Annotated in this window: 18 protein-coding genes; 2 read left to right on the top strand and 16 right to left on the bottom strand. The window is 59.5% G+C overall.

The features are described 5' to 3' along the window. Positions 1–82: 82 nt before the first annotated feature. From QRN31_RS11580 to ccoG, 8 genes are all read right to left on the bottom strand, one after another. Complete coding sequence (locus QRN31_RS11580) at positions 83–631, bottom strand: adenine phosphoribosyltransferase (protein ID WP_090182043.1); 549 nt, start codon at positions 629–631, stop codon at positions 83–85. A gap of 78 nt (positions 632–709) precedes the next feature. Then, positions 710–1,444 carry a fumarate/nitrate reduction transcriptional regulator Fnr gene (gene fnr, locus QRN31_RS11575; RefSeq protein WP_222585434.1) on the bottom strand — a complete coding sequence of 245 codons (735 nt, stop codon included), beginning with the start codon at positions 1,442–1,444 and terminating at the stop codon, positions 710–712. Between the two features lie 153 nt (positions 1,445–1,597). Further along, positions 1,598–2,980, bottom strand: coding sequence for an oxygen-independent coproporphyrinogen III oxidase (hemN, locus tag QRN31_RS11570; RefSeq protein ID WP_285432186.1), 1,383 nt, complete (start codon positions 2,978–2,980; stop codon positions 1,598–1,600). A 200-nt stretch (positions 2,981–3,180) separates the two neighbouring features. Then, positions 3,181–3,864 (bottom strand): sulfite exporter TauE/SafE family protein, encoded by a 684-nt coding sequence (locus tag QRN31_RS11565; protein ID WP_285432113.1) that lies wholly within the window; start codon positions 3,862–3,864, stop codon positions 3,181–3,183. Beyond that, the gene (gene ccoS / locus QRN31_RS11560; protein WP_208672037.1) at positions 3,857–4,075 is read right to left on the bottom strand and encodes a cbb3-type cytochrome oxidase assembly protein CcoS; all 219 of its coding nucleotides are present in this window, start codon (positions 4,073–4,075) and stop codon (positions 3,857–3,859) included. The genes QRN31_RS11565 and ccoS overlap by 8 nt, the downstream gene beginning before the upstream one ends. A gap of 22 nt (positions 4,076–4,097) precedes the next feature. Next, positions 4,098–6,548: a heavy metal translocating P-type ATPase gene (locus QRN31_RS11555; RefSeq protein WP_285432111.1), complete on the bottom strand. Its 2,451-nt coding sequence runs from the start codon at positions 6,546–6,548 to the stop codon at positions 4,098–4,100. 85 nt (positions 6,549–6,633) lie between these two features. Further along, positions 6,634–7,173, bottom strand: coding sequence for a FixH family protein (locus tag QRN31_RS11550; RefSeq protein ID WP_285432109.1), 540 nt, complete (start codon positions 7,171–7,173; stop codon positions 6,634–6,636). Positions 7,174–7,184: 11 nt separating this feature from the next. Continuing rightward, on the bottom strand, positions 7,185–8,600 hold the full coding sequence (gene ccoG / locus QRN31_RS11545; protein ID WP_285432108.1) for a cytochrome c oxidase accessory protein CcoG: 1,416 nt from the start codon (positions 8,598–8,600) through the stop codon (positions 7,185–7,187). Between the two features lie 472 nt (positions 8,601–9,072). Here ccoG and QRN31_RS11540 point away from each other — a divergent pair, with 472 nt between their 5' ends. Then, the gene (locus tag QRN31_RS11540; protein ID WP_285432107.1) at positions 9,073–10,074 is read left to right on the top strand and encodes a metallophosphoesterase family protein; all 1,002 of its coding nucleotides are present in this window, start codon (positions 9,073–9,075) and stop codon (positions 10,072–10,074) included. A gap of 55 nt (positions 10,075–10,129) precedes the next feature. On the opposite strand, the gene ccoP (QRN31_RS11535) is transcribed toward QRN31_RS11540, so the two are convergent. From ccoP (QRN31_RS11535) to ccoN (QRN31_RS11500), 8 genes are all read right to left on the bottom strand, one after another. Further along, complete coding sequence (ccoP, locus tag QRN31_RS11535; RefSeq protein ID WP_285432106.1) at positions 10,130–11,113, bottom strand: cytochrome-c oxidase, cbb3-type subunit III; 984 nt, start codon at positions 11,111–11,113, stop codon at positions 10,130–10,132. Then, positions 11,110–11,295 carry a CcoQ/FixQ family Cbb3-type cytochrome c oxidase assembly chaperone gene (locus tag QRN31_RS11530; protein ID WP_003175465.1) on the bottom strand — a complete coding sequence of 62 codons (186 nt, stop codon included), beginning with the start codon at positions 11,293–11,295 and terminating at the stop codon, positions 11,110–11,112. The genes ccoP (QRN31_RS11535) and QRN31_RS11530 overlap by 4 nt, the downstream gene beginning before the upstream one ends. A gap of 5 nt (positions 11,296–11,300) precedes the next feature. Beyond that, positions 11,301–11,909 carry a cytochrome-c oxidase, cbb3-type subunit II gene (gene ccoO / locus QRN31_RS11525; protein ID WP_054054085.1) on the bottom strand — a complete coding sequence of 203 codons (609 nt, stop codon included), beginning with the start codon at positions 11,907–11,909 and terminating at the stop codon, positions 11,301–11,303. Beyond that, complete coding sequence (gene ccoN, locus QRN31_RS11520; RefSeq protein ID WP_090182059.1) at positions 11,909–13,351, bottom strand: cytochrome-c oxidase, cbb3-type subunit I; 1,443 nt, start codon at positions 13,349–13,351, stop codon at positions 11,909–11,911. Before ccoN (QRN31_RS11520) ends, ccoO (QRN31_RS11525) begins: the two co-directional genes overlap by 1 nt. A 483-nt stretch (positions 13,352–13,834) precedes the next feature. Then, entirely contained in the window at positions 13,835–14,788 is a 954-nt protein-coding gene (gene ccoP / locus QRN31_RS11515) for a cytochrome-c oxidase, cbb3-type subunit III (RefSeq protein WP_090182061.1), read from the bottom strand. After that, positions 14,785–14,985, bottom strand: coding sequence for a cbb3-type cytochrome oxidase subunit 3 (locus tag QRN31_RS11510; RefSeq protein ID WP_285432102.1), 201 nt, complete (start codon positions 14,983–14,985; stop codon positions 14,785–14,787). Before QRN31_RS11510 ends, ccoP (QRN31_RS11515) begins: the two co-directional genes overlap by 4 nt. Before the next feature lie 3 nt (positions 14,986–14,988). Further along, on the bottom strand, positions 14,989–15,597 hold the full coding sequence (gene ccoO / locus QRN31_RS11505) for a cytochrome-c oxidase, cbb3-type subunit II (protein WP_285432100.1): 609 nt from the start codon (positions 15,595–15,597) through the stop codon (positions 14,989–14,991). 10 nt (positions 15,598–15,607) lie between these two features. Continuing rightward, positions 15,608–17,032, bottom strand: coding sequence for a cytochrome-c oxidase, cbb3-type subunit I (gene ccoN, locus QRN31_RS11500; protein WP_090182066.1), 1,425 nt, complete (start codon positions 17,030–17,032; stop codon positions 15,608–15,610). 85 nt (positions 17,033–17,117) lie between these two features. On the opposite strand from ccoN (QRN31_RS11500), the gene QRN31_RS11495 reads away from it, so the two are divergent. Beyond that, complete coding sequence (locus tag QRN31_RS11495) at positions 17,118–17,795, top strand: alpha/beta family hydrolase (protein ID WP_285432097.1); 678 nt, start codon at positions 17,118–17,120, stop codon at positions 17,793–17,795. The last annotated feature ends 143 nt before the right edge of the window (positions 17,796–17,938 follow it).

The following is a 17,938-nucleotide window of genomic DNA, read 5'->3' as shown; positions in this document are numbered from 1 at the left end:
ATCGTCAGATACACATCTTGTGTACGGCGTAGATCACTGTGGGAGCGGGCTTGCCCGCGAAGGCGTCAGTGATAACGCAGCCTTACTTCTCGCTCAACGCAAACTGCGTCAGGCAGAACGTAGGAATCCCCATCTCTTGCAGCCGTTTCGACCCACCCAACTCCGGCAAATCGATAATTGCCGCCGCTTCATGAACCCGCGCGCCCATGCGTCGAATCAGGTTCGTCGCGGCGATCAGCGTGCCGCCGGTCGCGATCAGGTCATCGAACATCACCACAGAATCGCCTTCGCACAAGCTGTCGGCATGCACTTCGAGGAACGCTTCGCCGTATTCGGTGGCATAACCTTCAGCCAGCACGTCGGCCGGCAGTTTGCCCTGCTTGCGAAACAGCACCAGCGGCTTGTTCAGTTGATAGGCCAGTACTGAACCGATCAAGAAACCGCGAGCATCCATCGCGCCGATATGGGTGAAATCCGCCTCAACGTAACGGTGGGCGAAGCTGTCCATCACCACGCGCAGGGCCGTAGGGGACTGGAACAATGGTGTGATGTCGCGAAAGATCACCCCCGGCTTCGGGAAGTCGATCACTGGGCGGATGAGGGATTTGATGTCGAAGGCGTCGAAGGCCATAGCGAAGAATCCTGGCAGGCTGCAAACGTCGCAGTATAACGGCGGCTGAACCGTTTCGCTCAGCCGCATTCGTTACCATCAGCCTTCGAGCGAGCCACCGGCCAGTGCACAGAGCTGGATCGGGTCCAGGATATGGATTTCCTTGCCTTCGGCGGCGATCAGTTCGTTCTGCTGAAAGCGTGTGAACACGCGGGACACGGTCTCCACGGCCAGACCCAGGTAATTACCGATTTCGTTGCGCGACATGCTCAAGCGGAACTGGTTGGCCGAGAAGCCCCGAGCGCGGAAACGTGCCGAGAGGTTGACCAGGAACGTGGCGATGCGCTCGTCGGCGGTTTTCTTCGATAGCAGCAACATCATCTGTTGATCGTCACGAATCTCGCGGCTCATCACGCGCATCAGTTGCCGGCGCAGTTGCGGCAGTTGCAGGGCCAGTTCATCGAGACGTTCGAAGGGGATTTCACACACCGAAGTGGTTTCCAGGGCTTGCGCCGACACCGGGTGCTTTTCGGTGTCCATGCCCGACAGGCCGACCAATTCGCTAGGCAGGTGGAAACCGGTGAGTTGTTCTTCACCGCCATCGCTCAGACTGAAGGTCTTGAGGGCACCGGAGCGAACGGCATAAACGGAGTCGAAGGTGTCGCCCTGGCGGAACAGAAATTCGCCTTTTTTAAGCGGGCGGCCCCGTTTGACGATTTCGTCCAGCGAGTCCATGTCTTCCAGATTCAACGACAGCGGCAGACAAAGCGGGGCCAGACTGCAGTCCTTGCAATGGGCCTGGCTATGAGCACGCAGTTTTACTGGCTCGGACATTTCTTCAATCCTTGTGGGAAAACACACATAAGCCGTAAGGGTAACTCACGGGAGGACAATCAAGCCAGCCTGCGCGGTTTTGTCGCTTGTCGACGAAGGGGCGCTCTGCCGACACTCAATGCCGGCTTGATGACTGCCGATACCGATGGAGCGCTAGATCACCCGGGAAAACCGCTGGTTATTGTGCTGTTGCAGATAGGCATCGAACACCATGCACACCGATCGCACCAGCAGACGTCCGGCGGGCAGTACGGTGATCCGCTCGTTGTCGAGTGTGATCAAGCCGTCATCAGCCAGGGTCTGGAGCTGCGGCCACAATTCCCCGAAGTAGCCACGAAAATCGATGTTGAACGCCTGCTCTATCGCCGAAAACTCCAGGTTGAACGTGCATATCAACTGCTGAATCACCGCCCGCCGCACGCGATCATCGGCGTTGCACACCAGGCCACGGCTGGTCGCCAGTTGAGCGCTGGCGAGAGCGTTCTGGTACTGGTTCAGGTCGCTGTTGTTCTGGCAGTAAAGGTCGCCGATCTGACTGATGGCCGACACGCCCAACCCGATCAGATCGCAATGACCATGGGTGGTGTAGCCCTGGAAATTGCGCTGCAGGGTCGATTCTTCCTGGGCAATCGCCAACTCATCGTCGGGTAACGCGAAGTGGTCCATGCCGATGTAGCGGTAACCGGCAGCGGTTAGCTGCTCGATGGTGTGCTGGAGCATTTCCAGTTTTTGCGCCGGAGTCGGCAGCTCGTTGCTGTTGATCCGCCGTTGTGGCAAGAAGCGTTCCGGCAGGTGCGCGTAGTTGAATACCGAGAGCCGGTCCGGTTGCAGCGCGATGACTTCGTCGACAGTGCGCGCGAAGTTCTCCGGCGTCTGTTTCGGCAAGCCGTAGATCAGGTCAATGTTGATCGAGCGAAACTGCAGGGTTCGGGCGGCATCGATCACCGCGCGGGTTTCTTCCAGGCTTTGCAGGCGATTGACTGCCCGTTGCACGGCCGGGTCGAGGTCTTGCAGGCCAATGCTGACCCGGTTGAAGCCCAGCTCGCGGAGCAGGCCCATGGTCGACCAATCCGCTTCGCGCGGGTCAATCTCTATGCCGTAATCGCCAGAATCGTCGTCCAGCAAGTTGAAGTGTTTGCGCAACTGGGCCATCAACTGGCGCAGTTCATCGTGGCTGAGAAAAGTCGGGGTGCCGCCGCCGAAGTGCAGTTGCTCAACCTTTTGCGTGGGGTCGAGGTGGCAGGCGATCAGCTGGATTTCCTGCTCCAGGCGCTGCAAGTAGGGCAGGGCGCGGCCACGGTCCTTGGTGATGACTTTGTTGCAGGCGCAGTAGTAGCAAATGTTCGCGCAGAACGGCACATGCACATACAGCGACAGCGGGCGCAGCGCCTTGCGGCTGTCACGCAGGGCATGAAACAGGTCAAAGGTGCCGACCTGTCCGTCGAATTGCATGGCGGTCGGGTAAGAGGTGTAGCGCGGTCCCGCCAGGTCGTAACGGCGGATCAGATCAGTGTCCCAACGAATGGCGTCGAGCATCATGCGGGCATTCCCCCGGATAGGCTGGCAGTGTCAGCGAGTCTAGGGGGCGGGGCGGTGGGGCATCTTGATTTGCATCAACGGTCAGGATTTGTGTTGTTAGTGAGGGCCTCATCGCGAGCAAGCTCGCTCCCACAGGTTTTGTGAACACTGTAAATCCCTGTGGGAGCGAGCTTGCTCGCGATGGGGGCGCCGCCGATCTAATGCCCCATCAACCAATGCTGATGCGGCCCTGGCAAGGTCCAGAGGCCGAACAGGATCACCAGCACCCCGCCTGTCATCCGCACACTGCGTTTGCGCAACAACGCCGTGACGCGCTCAGCCGCCAGGCCTGTGGCGAGCAGCACCGGCCAGGTGCCGAGCCCGAAGGCAAGCATCAGCAACGCACTGTCCAGCGCATTGCCCTGACTCGCCGACCACAACAAGGTGCTGTAAACCAGTCCGCACGGCAGCCAGCCCCACAGCGCGCCCAGCAGCAATGCGCGGGGCAGGCTCGACACGGGCAGCAATGTGTTGGCGACCGGCTGGATATGCCGCCACAGGCCGCGACCGAGGCTTTCGATGCGGGTCAGGCCGCTCCACCATCCGGCGAGGTACAAACCCATGGCGATCAGCAGCAGACCGGCGATCACCCGCATGAACATGGCCGCCGGGCTGTTGGCCACGGCCCAGCCTGCCAAACCGATCAAGAGTCCGGCCGTGGCATAGCTGAGAATTCGTCCCAGGTTATAGGCCAACAGCAGCCGAAAGCGGCGGCTGCGTTGCTCCTTGGGAATCGCCAGGGTGAGTGCGCCCATCAAGCCGCCGCACATTCCCAGGCAGTGCCCGCCACCGAGCAGGCCGAGAATCACCGCAGACACTAACAGCGGCGCCAACTCAAGCATGCGGAGGGGCCTTGTCGTCGGGTTTGACCGGATGACCGCTGGCTTCGTCGACCGCGGCCTTGTGGTTCGGGTCCTGGTCGTCGAACAGAATGCTGTGGGCCGGGCCGTCGAGGTCGTCGTACTGACCGCTGTCGACCGCCCAGAAGAAGATGTAAACGGCGATGGCCACGATCAGCAGCGCGGCCGGGATCATCACGTAGAGAGCTGGCATCTGGACTCCATGCCCGCGCGGCTCAAGCCGGCAGCGGACGGGTTTCTGGCGTGGTACGGCTGGCAGGCGCGCTCGGCAGGCGAGTCAGGCGCAGGGCGTTCAGCACCACGGTCAACGAACTGATGGACATGCCGACCGCGGCCCATATCGGCGTGATCCAGCCGAGGGCCGCGAACGGCAACATAAGGCCATTGTACAGCCCGGCCCACAACAGGTTCTCGATGATTACCCGGCGGGTGCGCCGCGCCAGGCTGAAGGCTTGCACCAACGCCTCGAGGCGGTTCGAGAGCAGGACCGCATCGGCACTGGTTTTCGCCAGGTCGGTGGCCGAGCCCATCGCCACGCTGATATCGGCGGCGGCCAGCACCGGCACGTCGTTGACCCCGTCACCGAGCATCAACACCTTGCGGCCTTCCTTGTGCAGTTGTTGCAGGACCTGCAATTTGTCATCCGGGCGCAAGCCGCCCCGAGCTTCATCGATGCCCAGTTCGGCGGCGACGCTGGCGACCATCGGCGAGGTGTCGCCCGACAGCAGCAGTGTGCGCCAGCCACGGGCCTTGCAGGCGTCCACCAGCGTTTGGGCATCGGCGCGCAAGCGGTCGTCGAGCACAAACCAGGCCAGCGGTCCCTGGCTGTCGCCGAGCAGCAGCCACTGGCCCGCTTCATCCGGCATCGACGGCACGGGTGCGCCACTGAGCTCACAGACGAAGCCCGGTTGACCGATGCGCAAGCGTTGCGCGCCGACCAGCCCTTCAAGGCCCAGCCCCGGTGTGCTGTGGACTTCTTCGGCGGCCAGTGGCGCCCGGCCAAAGGCGCGTGCAATCGGGTGTTCGGAGCGGTTTTCCAGCGCGGCAGCCAGGCTCAGGCATTGATCGCTGCCGAGTTCGCCGAGCGGGCGGATCGAGCGCAATGCCAGGCGTCCTTCGGTCAGCGTGCCGGTCTTGTCGAAAATCACTGTGTCGATCTGGTTCAGGCCTTCGAGCACATGACCGCGCGTCAGCAGTAAACCCAGTTTATGCAGGGTGCCGGTGGCGGCGGTGAGGGCGGTCGGTGTGGCCAGCGACAAGGCGCACGGGCACGTCGCAACGAGCATCGCCAGGACAATCCAGAAGGCGCGAGATGAATCCAGTTCCCACCAGAGCAAGCCGATGGCCACGACGGCAATCAGCGTCAGCAGCAAAAACCATTGCGCGGCGCGGTCGGCGATTTCCGCCAGGCGCGGCTTTTCGGCCTGGGCGCGGTCCAGCAGGCGGACAATGGCCGACAGCCGCGTGTCCTGGCCGAGGGCGAGGACTTGCACGGTCAACGCGCCTTCGACATTGAGCGTGCCGGCGGTGACGGCATCGCCCAGCGTTCGCGGTTGCGGCAGGTATTCGCCGGTCAGCAGCGATTCGTCGATGCTTGACTGGCCATCGAGGATCTTGCCGTCCGCCGGCAGAATTGCGCCGGGGTGAACCAGCACCTGATCGCCGACGCGCAATTCGCTGAGCAGGATTCGCTCGCTCTGGCCGTCAGTGCTCAAGCGCAGGCACGAGGCGGGCAACAGATTGACCAGTTGCGCGGTGGCGGCGGCGGTGCGCTCTCGGGCGCGACGTTCCAGGTAACGTCCGGCCAGCAGGAACAGCGCGAACATGCCCACCGCATCGAAATACAATTCGCCGACACCGCTGATCGACGTCCAGATCCCGGCGATGTAGGCGCTGCCGATTGCCAATGACACTGAAACATCCATGGTCAGGTGGCGGGTGCGCAGGTCGCGCAGGGCGCCTTTGAAGAATGGCGCGCAGCTGTAGAACACAATCGGCGTCGTGAGGAACAGCGCAACCCAGCGCAGGATGGTGTGCAGCTCGGGGCTCAAGTCGATGTTGAACTCGGGCCAGGTGGCCATGGTCGCCATCATCGCCTGGAACCACAGCAGGCCGGCCACGCCGAGTTGGCGCAGGGCCAGGCGATTTTCGGCGGCCAGTTGTTCGCTGGCACGGTCGGCTTGATAGGGGTGGGCGGCGTAGCCGATGTGGCGCAATTCGCAGAGCACCTGGCTCAGTGGCAATTGCGCGTCAGCCCAGCGTACATGCAGGCGATGATTGGACAGGTTCAACCGCGCCTCGGCTACCGCCGGCAAACCGCGCAAGTGTTTCTCGATCAGCCAGCCGCAGGCGGCGCAGCTGATGCCCTCCATCAACAAGGTGGTTTCGGCGAGTTCGCCGTCGTGGCGCACAAACGGTTGTTGCACGTCGGCGCGGTCGTACAGCGCCAGCTCATCCACCAACTGCACGGGCAAGGCTTCGGGGTTGGCTGAGGATTCGCTGCGATGCTGGTAATAGCTTTCCAGGCCACCGGCCACGATCGCTTCAGCCACGGCCTGGCACCCAGGGCAGCAGAACTCGCGGGTTTCACCGAGGACTGCGGCGGTGAAGCGGCTGCCGGCCGGGACGGGCAGGGCGCAGTGGTAGCAAGGGAGTGGGGTGGTCATTGGATTTTCACTGGTGCCGCAGAGTCTATGTCGTCGGATAGGGCCTCTTCGCGGGCTTGCCCGCGATTCGCAATGCGCAGGCTTTTTACTTCTTCAGGTCTTCGGCGCCCTGCAGCGGCTCGTCGCCCAGCATCAGGTCTTTGTCATGGCTGACCTGTTCTTCCTCGAACAGACGCCAGGTCTTGTCGTCCTGCACACCCAGCAATTCGACAAAGCGACGGCCTTCAATCTTGTCACTCAGCTGGCCGATGTAGCGGCCTTGTTCGGTTTCGCTGCGGGCGAGGGTGATCTTGCGATCCTTCTCGGGTTGGGTCGGTGAGATCAGGTTCAGTTGAAGGGTCTTGGGTTGACTGTTGCCGCTCAGGCGCAAGTCGACTTCGCCCGTCACGTCGTCCAGATGCACGCTGGCACGCAGCAACAGGGTCTGTGCCAGCAGTTCGCGGTCCAGGGAGCGGTTGATGCCTTTGCCGGCCTCGTAGTAATTGTCATTGACCAGGTTGTCGGGATTGTTCACCGCGATCGTCACCATGGACAAGGTCAGGGTCACGGAGCACGCCAGGATGGCAATGATGATCCATGGCCAAAGATGCTTGTACCAAGGGCTTGCGGCATTTGCTGCGGGCATGATCACTTCTCTCAACGAATTTGTGGGCCGATGAATCGGCTCTTGGCTTCAACGTGGACACTGTTGTCGTCGGCATCCTTGAGGGTGAATTTGACCTCGTTGGTGCTCGACGGCAATTTCTCCGGCGCCATGGACAATTCCACGGGCTGGCTGAAAATCTCCCCGGCGGCGACTTTGATTTCACGCTTGCCTTGCAGCTTCAGGTCCGGCAAACCAGAGGCTTCCAGCACGTAGGTGTGGTCACGCTGGTCTTTGTTCATGATCTTCAGGCTGTAGACGTTTTCGATCCGGCCTTCGGCGTTCTCGCGGTACAGCACGCGGTCCTTGCTGACGTCGAAACCGACCAGCGAACGCATGAAGAACGCGCCGGCCAGCAAGCCCATCATGGTCAGCAGCACCAAGGCGTAGCCGATCAGGCGCGGGCGCAGTTTATGGGTTTTTTGCCCGGACAGGTTATGTTCGGTGGTGTAGCTGATCAAACCGCGTGGGTAGTCCATTTTGTCCATGATGCTGTCGCAGGCATCGATGCAGGCGGCGCAGCCGATGCACTCAATCTGCAGGCCATCGCGGATGTCGATCCCGGTCGGGCAAACCTGCACGCACATGGTGCAATCGATGCAGTCGCCAAGGCCCTGGGCCTTGTAGTCAATGCCTTTCTTGCGCGGGCCACGGCTTTCGCCGCGACGTGGATCGTAGGAAACGATCAGCGTGTCCTTGTCGAACATCACGCTCTGGAAGCGCGCATAGGGGCACATGTAAATGCACACTTGCTCGCGCAGCCAGCCGGCGTTGCCGTAGGTGGCGAGGGTGAAGAACGCGACCCAGAAATACGACCAGCCATCCGCTTCGCCGGTGAAGAAATCGATGGTCAGTTCGCGAATGGGCGAGAAGTAACCGACGAAGGTCATGCCGGTCACGAAGCCGATCAACAGCCACATCGAGTGTTTGCTGAGTTTACGCAGGAGCTTGTTGGCGCTCATCGGCGCCTTGTCGAGTTTGATGCGCTGGTTGCGGTCGCCTTCGGTGACCTTTTCGCACCACATGAAAATCCACGTCCAGACGCTTTGCGGACAGGTATAGCCGCACCAGACCCGGCCGGCGTACACGGTAATGAAGAACAGGCCAAAGGCGCTGACAATCAAGATGCCGGAAAGCAGGATGAAGTCCTGAGGCCAGAAGGTGGCGCCGAAGATGAAGAATTTACGCTCCGGCAGGTTCCACCACACGGCTTGATGGCCGCCCCAGTTCAGCCAGACCGTGCCGAAATACAACAGGAACAAAAAGGCCCCGCCCATCATTCGCAAATTGCGGAACAGGCCGGTGAAGGCTCGGGTGTAGATCTTTTCTCGGGAGGCGTAGAGGTCGACGCTGTTGTTCGCGTTTTTGGCAGGCGGTGTGACGTCGTGTACCGGAATCTGATTGCTCATCATTGCATCCCACGGCAGTGGAAAAATGCCTCGGTCAGTGCATGCCGACCGCGGTCAAAAAGGGGTGTAGCAGTGGCCCAATGATACGCCTGTAGCTCTACCTCAAGGGTGCGACCTTTGGTCACGTTGGTAGAAATCAATTGACGGTGTAATGACTTGAATCAATTGACTTGTCAATTATGGACGTTTTTTCGAGATTCAGATTCGGAGGTGATGCGATTCGTGGCCGCCCGGCATGCCGATCACCGAAGGGATGGCCGCAGCGGCTTCCTGGTGGGGCTCACCACACGCTGAATATAAGCTGCAAAAAGAAAGTTGGGCGAAGTTGTTCTTCTGTATTAATTCCGGGTTGCGGAAATATATTTATTTAATTGGCTCTGGTTAGTTGTTTGAGGTTTTTGTTCGTTTTCATTAAGTTGGTTGGGTGCTGTTTTGATTGCACTTTACTTAATACTAATGGAAACGGAATTTCATGATTGTCAAGAAAGTTAAGCAGTTTGTGTTGGGCTTGTGCCTGTTGTCTACGATGCCTTTGGCCTATTCAGTGGAGGGTGCTCCACGTTACATGATATTCGCTTCGGATACGCAATACCCCTGGACCGATAAGCTCGACCGCAGAGAGCCTGAATCAGAAACAGATTTCAATAGCCGTTCAAAATGGCTGGTAGAGACCCAGTTTGCGAGTATTGCGGACTTTCGGAAAAACAATGCGCAATCCCATGTGCCGCTCATGATTAATGGTGATATCACCGCTTTCGGTCACGGCTGGCAGCGCTCTTACATGAACTCGGCATTGAAAAAATACTTCAAGGACGATTATCTGTATGGGTTGGGTAATCACGATTATGAGAATAACGTGGATGATTGTTTCAGTAATAGTTGTGCGGCAGGCAGTATCGTGGAGTTTAAAGAACATCATGAAGGCAAGGTTGATAATTTTGATCTGAACATTACGGGCAGTTTCATCAGTCGGCAGTATTCGGGCAGCCTCGCCTATTCCAAGAACATCGGTGAAGTCCATATGGTGCAACTCAATAATGAGCCGACCTATGCGACCAGGATTTCTCATGCGTTAAACCCGACGACCTTCGATATCACCAGTACCCTGGATTGGCTGGAAACCGATTTGAGACACGCTCGGATTCAGGGCTACGCCATCATTATCAACATGCACAAGCCGGAGGAAATGATGGGGAACAGTGAGCAAGTGAGGCGTTTCCAGCAAATGATCAGGAAGTATGAGGTCACTGCCATTTTTGCCGGTCATTACCACCAAAATGGTGGCGATGCCTATGAAGTGAATGGCGTGCCAATGTACCTCAGCGGCGCCACTTCCCAGCAGACCTACCTGATTGCCAGCTTCTCGGATGATCGCAAGCAATTGCATATCAACCTTGTGACGAATAACCAATGGCAGACCCGAAAGCTGCTGGATACCGTGCCGGTGAAATCGATCTGGGCCAGTCGCCCATAAAAAAGGCCCCGTCAGATCACTGGCGGGGCCTTTTTTATTGCATCAAGCATTTACCTTACTGAGCGTCTGCCGCCGGAGCCTTCTCACCGTGAGAAAGGCTGTAGACGTAAGCGGCCAGCAGGTGAACCTTGTCGTTGCCTTGCAGCAGTTCTTGCGCAGGCATCTGGCCCTGACGGCCGTAACGGATGGTCTGCTGCAGTTGAGCGAAGCTCGAACCGTAGATGAACGCTGCCGGGTGGGTCAGGTTAGGTGCGCCCATCGCTGGTGTACCTTTGCCTTCCGGACCGTGGCAAGCCACGCAGTTGGCGGCGAACAGCTTCTGGCCGGCAACCGGGTCAGCCTTGGTGCCTTCCGGCAGCTTGCGGCCGTCGAGGTTGGTCAGCACGAACGACGCAACGTCCGCAACGCCTTGCTCGCCGATCACGTCAGCCCACGCCGGCATGACCGCGTGACGGCCACCCATGATGGTGGTCTTGATGGTTTGCGGCTCGCCGCCCCAGCGCCAGTCGGCGTCGGTCAGGTTCGGGAAACCATAAGCGCCCTTGGCGTCGGAGCCGTGGCAGACCGAGCAGTTGGAGGCGAACAGACGGCCACCCATCTTCAGGGCTTGCGGGTCCTTGGCCACTTCTTCGATTGGCATGGAAGCGAACTTGGCGAAGATCGGACCGAACCTGGCGTCCGACTTGGCCATTTCCTTTTCCCACTCGTGAACGCCGGTCCAGCCGGACTGGCCGTTGGCGAACGCGGTTTGCTTGTCGTTATCCAGGTAGTTGTAACCTGGCAGCAGGCCTTTCCAGTTGCCCAGGCCCGGGTACAGCACCAGGTAGCCCAGAGCGAAGATGATGGTGCCCACGAACAGCATGAACCACCATTTTGGCAGTGGGTTGTCGTACTCCTCGATCCCGTCGAAGGAGTGGCCAACCGTTTCTTCGGTGGCTTCGCTGCGCTGGCCCTTGCGGGTGGACAGCAGCAGCCAGGTCAAGGCGAAGATGGTGCCGAGACTGAGGACTGTGACGTACAGACTCCAGAACGTAGTCATTCTTTGTTACTCCTAGAAGCTTGCTCGACGTGCTTGATGGCTTCGGGATCATCCGCGAAAGGCAGCAAGGTCGCGTCTTCAAACTCCGACTTGCGCTTGGGGCTGAATACCCACAACGCCAGACCGATGAAGGCCACCATCACAACAACGGTGCCCAGGCCACGAATCATCCCGATATCCATCTAAATCACCGTTTGCTTTTGATGATGGTGCCCAGGCCTTGCAGATAGGCCACCAGCGCGTCCATTTCGGTTTTGCCCTTCACAGCATCCTTGGCGCCGGCGATGTCTTCGTCGGTGTAAGGGACGCCGAGCGTGCGCAAGACTTCCAGTTTCTTGGCGGTGTCTTTGCCGTCGAGCTTGTTTTCCACGAGGAACGGGTAGGCCGGCATTTTCGACTCAGGCACTACGTTGCGCGGGTTGTACAAGTGCGCACGCTGCCAGTCATCGGAGTAACGACCGCCGACGCGGGCCAGGTCCGGACCGGTACGCTTGGAACCCCACAGGAACGGGTGGTCCCAGACGCTTTCACCGGCAACCGAGTAGTGGCCGTAACGTTCGGTTTCAGCACGGAACGGGCGGATCATCTGCGAGTGGCAGCCGACACAACCGTTGGCGATGAACACGTCGCGTCCTTCGACTTCAAGCGCGGGACGAGGCTTCATGCCTTCGACCGGCTTGTTGGTGACGTCCTGGAAAAACAGCGGAACGATCTGGGTCAGGCCGCCGATGCTGACGGCGATAACCATGAAGAAGGCCAGCAGGCCAATGTTCTTCTCGACTGCTTCATGCTTCATCAGTGAGCTCCAACTACAGCAATCTGTTCAGCGGCTTTGGCTTCTGCCGGGTTCGAGGCACGTACGGTACGCCATACGTTGTAGGCCATGAACAGCATGCCGCTGGCGAAGAACGCACCGCCCAGGGCGCGAACGATGTAGCCAGGGTGGCTGGCTTGCAGCGCTTCGACGAACGAGTAGGTGAGGGTGCCGTCGTCGTTGATTGCACGCCACATCAGGCCCTGGGTGATGCCGTTGACCCACATCGAGGCGATGTACAGAACGGTACCGATGGTTGCGAGCCAGAAGTGCGTGTTGATCAGGCCGATGCTGTGCATCTGCGCACGACCGAACAGTTTCGGGATCATGTGGTAGATGGCGCCGATCGAGATCATCGCTACCCAGCCAAGAGCGCCGGCGTGTACGTGGCCGATGGTCCAGTCGGTGTAGTGCGACAGCGAGTTCACGGTCTTGATGGCCATCATCGGGCCTTCGAAGGTCGACATGCCGTAGAACGCCAGCGATACCACCAGGAAGCGCAGGATCGGGTCGGTGCGCAGCTTATGCCAGGCGCCCGACAGGGTCATCATGCCGTTGATCATGCCGCCCCAGCTTGGAGCCAGCAGAATGATCGACATCGCCATGCCCAGGGACTGAGCCCAGTCCGGCAGTGCGGTGTAGTGCAGGTGGTGCGGACCGGCCCAGATGTACAGGGTGATCAGCGCCCAGAAGTGCACGATCGACAGGCGATAGGAGTAGATCGGACGCTCGGCCTGCTTCGGAACGAAGTAGTACATCATCCCCAGGAAGCCGGTGGTCAGGAAGAAACCGACCGCGTTGTGGCCGTACCACCACTGAATCATCGCGTCCGTGGCACCCGCATAGGCGGAGTAGGACTTGAACAGGCTGACCGGCAGCGACATGTGGTTGACGATGTGCAGCATCGCCGTCACGACGATGAACGCGCCGTAGAACCAGTTACCGACGTAGATGTGCTTGGTCTTGCGCTTGACGATGGTGCCGAAGAACACCAGACCGTAAACAACCCAGACGATGGCCAGCAAAATAGCCAGGGGCCATTCCAGCTCAGCGTATTCCTTGGTGGTGGTGTAACCCAGCGGCAAGGTAACGATGGCGCCGATGATCACCGCTTGCCATCCCCAGAAGTGGAAGGCGGCGAGACTGTCGGAAATCAGTCGCGTTTGGCAGGTTCGCTGCACGACGTAATAAGAAGTGGCAAACAGTGCACAACCACCGAAGGCGAAAATCACCAGGTTGGTGTGCAACGGGCGTAAGCGTCCAAAAGTCGTCCACGGCAGACCGAAGTTCAATTCCGGCCATACAAGCTGTGAGGCGATGAAGACACCAAGCCCCATGCCAAGGATCCCCCAGACCACCGTCATGATGGCGAACTGGCGGACTACCTTATAGTTATAAGCAGTCGGACTGATTGCTGTGCTCATTCTAAGGTTCCACGGTTTGGGTGTTTTATTAGGAGTAAAAATCGGTCGCAAGTATGGAGAAAGCAGGGGGTCATTGCAACGCGCCATGACCTGGATCAATGCTTTCAAAAGCTGATTCTGCGGCCTTTCCATGCGCCGCGTAAGGACAAAATTGGCCCCGGACAAAATGTCGCAGCGAACGAAAAGGGTGAGGGGGTCAGGTCAGTTGTAACGGGCTGTGTTCAAACGCAACGATCGGGTGACAGACGGCAATTGGCACGACAGCCGGTATCTACCAGCCTTTGCGGCCTGTCATCGAGCGAATTCGTCGAACGCATCGGGTTGGGTCGACCTGGAACCGGCTCATGCCAGTTCGCATCGCAGAAGCTTAGACCCGATTCTGGTGAACCGAAAGGAAGGACCCAAGGAGGGGTGCGACACTTGGTCGCAAAAAGGCAGGGAACTGCCGCATCCGGGAGAATGCGGCAATAGAGCGGTCGAGATTTATTCGCGTTTGCCTTCAGCTTGCAAGCGCTCGGTGCTCAGACCGTGAGACAGGCTGTAAACATACGCAGCCAGCAGTTGCACCTTATCGTTACCGAGCAATTCGTTCTGCGCCGGCATATGGCCCTGGCGGCCATGACGAATCGTTTGTTGCAGTTGCGCCAGGCTTGAACCGTAGATAAATCCGGCCGGGTGCGTCAGATTCGGCGCCCCCATGGCTTCAGTGCCCTGGCCGTTTGCCCCGTGACAGGCTACGCAGGTGGTGCTGAACAGTTGCTGTCCGGCCTGCACATCGGCACCACTGTCGGCTGGCAATGGCAGGCCGGCCAGTTCGTGACGCACATACGCGGCGACGTTTTTCACGCCGGTTTCACCGAGGATTTCGCCCCAGGCCGGCATTGCCGCCATGCGACCGCCCATGATGGTGGTCTTGATGGTGTCGGCAGCACCGCCCCAGCGCCAGTCGGCGTCGGTCAGGTTCGGGAAGCCGAAGGCGCCCTTGGCATCCGAGCCGTGGCAGACCGAGCAGTTGGAGGCGAACAGACGACCGCCCATTTTCAGCGCTTGTGGGTCCTTGGCCACTTCTTCCACCGGCATGGCGGCGAATTTGGCGAAGATCGGCCCAAACTTAGCGTCAGCCTTGTTCATCTCCTTTTCCCATTCGTGGACGCCGGTCCAGCCGTCCTCGTAACCCGGCAGGACGCCTTTCCAGTTGCCCAGGCCGGGATAAAGGATCAGATAGCCCACGGCAAACACCAGCGTGCCGGCGAACAGCATGAACCACCACTGCGGCAGCGGATTGTCATACTCCTCGATGCCGTCGAAGCTATGGCCCATGGTCTGGTCGACGCTGCCCTTGGTTTCGCCCTTGCGGGTGCCGATCAGCAGCCAGGTCAGGCCGATCAGGCTGCCGATGGTCAGTACGCAGATCCACGTACTCCAGAAGGTGGTCATGGCCGGGTACTCCTTGTTGTTGCGGGTTCTTGGGGGCTATCGGGTTGTGGTTCGTCGGCGAACGGCAGCAGGCGCGCTTCGGCGAATTCCGGGTTGCGCTTGCTGTTGAACACCCACAACGTCAGGCCAACGAAGGCCACGAACACCACGACCGTGCCTAAGCCCCGGATCATTCCACTGCTTAACTCAACGACCATGGCTCACCTCTTGCTCTTGATGGCAGTGCCGAGCACTTGCAGGTAGGCGACCAGGGCGTCCATTTCGGTCTTGCCCTTGAGCGAGGCCGTTGCACCGGCGATGTCGTCGTCGGTGTAGGGCACGCCCAAGGTGCGCATGGTCTTGATCTTGGTTTCGGTGTGGCTGCTGTCGAGTTGATTGGCCACCAGCCACGGATAGGCCGGCATCTTCGATTCCGGCACGACGTTGCGCGGGTTGTACAAGTGCGCGCGGTGCCAGTCTTCGGAGTAACGGCCGCCGACCCGTGCCAGGTCCGGCCCGGTGCGTTTGGAGCCCCACAGGAAGGGGTGATCCCAGACGCTCTCGCCAGCCACCGAGTAGTGGCCGTAGCGTTCGGTCTCGGCCCGGAACGGACGGATCATCTGCGAGTGGCAACCGACGCAGCCTTCGCGGATGTAGATGTCACGTCCTTCCAGTTGCAACGCGGTGTAGGGCTTCATGCCTTCCACCGGTTTGTTGGTCACGTCCTGAAAGAACAGCGGGACGATCTGGGTAAGACCGCCGATGCTCACGGCCAGAATCATCAGCAGCATCAGCAGGCCGACGTTTTTCTCGATTGTTTCGTGTTTCATGGCGGACTCCTCAGGCCATCTGCGCGGCAGCGGCGACTTCGGCAGGCTGCGAGGCCCGCACGGTACGCCAGGTGTTGTAAGCCATCAGGAACATGCCACTGAGGAAGATTGCACCGCCCACCAGTCGCACGACGAAGCCTGGGTGGCTGGCCACCAGGGTTTCGACGAAGGAGTAGGTCAGCGTGCCGTCTTCGTTGACGGCGCGCCACATCAGGCCTTGGGCGATACCGTTGACCCACATCGAGGCGATGTACAGCACGGTGCCGATGGTCGCGAGCCAGAAGTGCGCGTTGATCAGGCCGATGCTGTGCATCTGCGCGCGACCGAAGATTTTCGGGATCATGTGATACAGCGCACCGATGGAAATCATCGCCACCCAGCCGAGCGCACCGGCGTGAACGTGGCCGATGGTCCAGTCGGTGTAGTGGGAGAGGGCATTGACCGTCTTGATCGCCATCATCGGACCTTCGAAGGTCGACATGCCGTAGAAGGCCAGGGACACCACGAGGAAGCGCAGGATCGGGTCGCTGCGCAATTTATGCCAGGCGCCCGAGAGCGTCATCATGCCGTTGATCATCCCGCCCCAGCTTGGCGCCAGCAGGATCAGTGACATCACCATGCCCAGCGACTGCGCCCAGTCGGGCAGCGCGGTGTAGTGCAAGTGGTGCGGGCCGGCCCAGATGTACAGGGTGATCAGCGCCCAAAAGTGCACGATGGACAAACGATAGGAATACACCGGGCGCTCGGCCTGCTTCGGCACGAAGTAATACATCATCCCCAGGAAACCAGCGGTGAGGAAAAAGCCTACGGCGTTGTGCCCGTACCACCACTGGACCATTGCATCGGTCGCACCGGCGTACACCGAGTAGGACTTGGTGAAACTCACTGGCAATTCAAGGTTGTTGACGATGTGCAGGATCGCCACGGTGATGATGAATGCACCGAAGAACCAGTTGCCGACGTAGATGTGTTTGGTCTTGCGCTTGGCCAGCGTGCCAAAGAAGACGATGGCGTAGGCGACCCAGACGATGGTGATCAGGATATCGATCGGCCATTCCAGCTCGGCGTATTCCTTGGAACTGGTGTAACCCAGCGGCAGGCTGATAGCCGCCAGCAGAATGACCAGTTGCCAGCCCCAGAAGCAGAACGCGGCGATTTTCGGCGCGAACAATTGGGTCTGGCAGGTGCGTTGCACCGAATAGAACGAACTGGCGAACAGGGCGCAACCGCCAAAGGCGAAGATCACCGCGTTGGTGTGCAGCGGGCGCAACCGCCCGAAACTGGTCCACGGCAAATTGAAGTTGAGTTCGGGCCAGACCAATTGGGCCGCGAGAAAAACCCCGAGGCCCATGCCGACGATGCCCCACACCACCGTCATAATGGCGAATTGGCGGACCACCTTGTAGTTGTAGGCGGTACTGATAGAAGTGTTCATGGTTCCCCATCCACGGTTCAGCCGAAGTGAGCGCCAGCGGCGCCGCTTCGCCTGGAGTTATAGGCAGACTAAAAGCGAGGCAAGCATGGACAAAGAGCACAAGGCCAGTATTGACGGGGATCAATGGGCGCAATGTGTGCGGGATCATGGATGGTTGTGGAATGCCGCGTCAGTGCCAGCATCGGCGACGCTGATTCTCGCCCACGGTGCCGGTGCGCCGATGGACAGTGCCTGGATGGACGATGTGGCTGCGCGCCTTGCGGCTCAAGGCGTCAATGTATTGCGCTTCGAGTTTCCATACATGGCGCAAAGGCGTGTCGATGGCGGCAAGCGTCCTCCGAATCCGGCGCCAAAACTGCTGGAATGCTGGCGTGAGGTGTATGCCGTGGTGCGACGCCATGTCACTGGGCGTCTGGCCATTGGTGGCAAGTCCATGGGCGGGCGGATGGCCAGTCTGTTGGCTGATGAGCTGGGGGCTGATGCCTTGGTTTGCCTGGGTTATCCGTTTTATGCGGTGGGGAAGCCGGAGAAGCCTCGGGTCGAGCATTTGGCTTCTTTGCAGACTCGGGCGTTGATTGTGCAAGGCGAGCGGGATGCGCTTGGCAATCGTGAGGCGGTCGAGGCTTACGACCTATCGCCGGGGATTGAGGTGTTTTGGTTGGGGGCGGGGGATCATGATTTGAAGCCGCTCAAGGTTTCCGGGTTTACGCATGAGCAGCATTTGGCCTGCGCCGTGCAGAAAGTGGCCGAGTTTCTTCGGTGAGATTTTTTGCGGGGGTATATTCGTTGCTGCGGTAACGGCTACTTAGGGTTTCGCCCTTACGGCGACTCACTTTTTTTACAAGCGCCTAAAAAAAGTAAGCAAAAAAACGCTTGCTCCTACGTTCGGCCCGCTCGCTGAGGCTC

Origin of the sequence: Pseudomonas sp. fls2-241-R2A-110 (assembly GCF_030209165.1) — a bacterium.
In the GTDB taxonomy this organism is placed as follows: domain Bacteria; phylum Pseudomonadota; class Gammaproteobacteria; order Pseudomonadales; family Pseudomonadaceae; genus Aquipseudomonas.
This window is presented reverse-complemented; position numbering and strand designations above follow the sequence as displayed.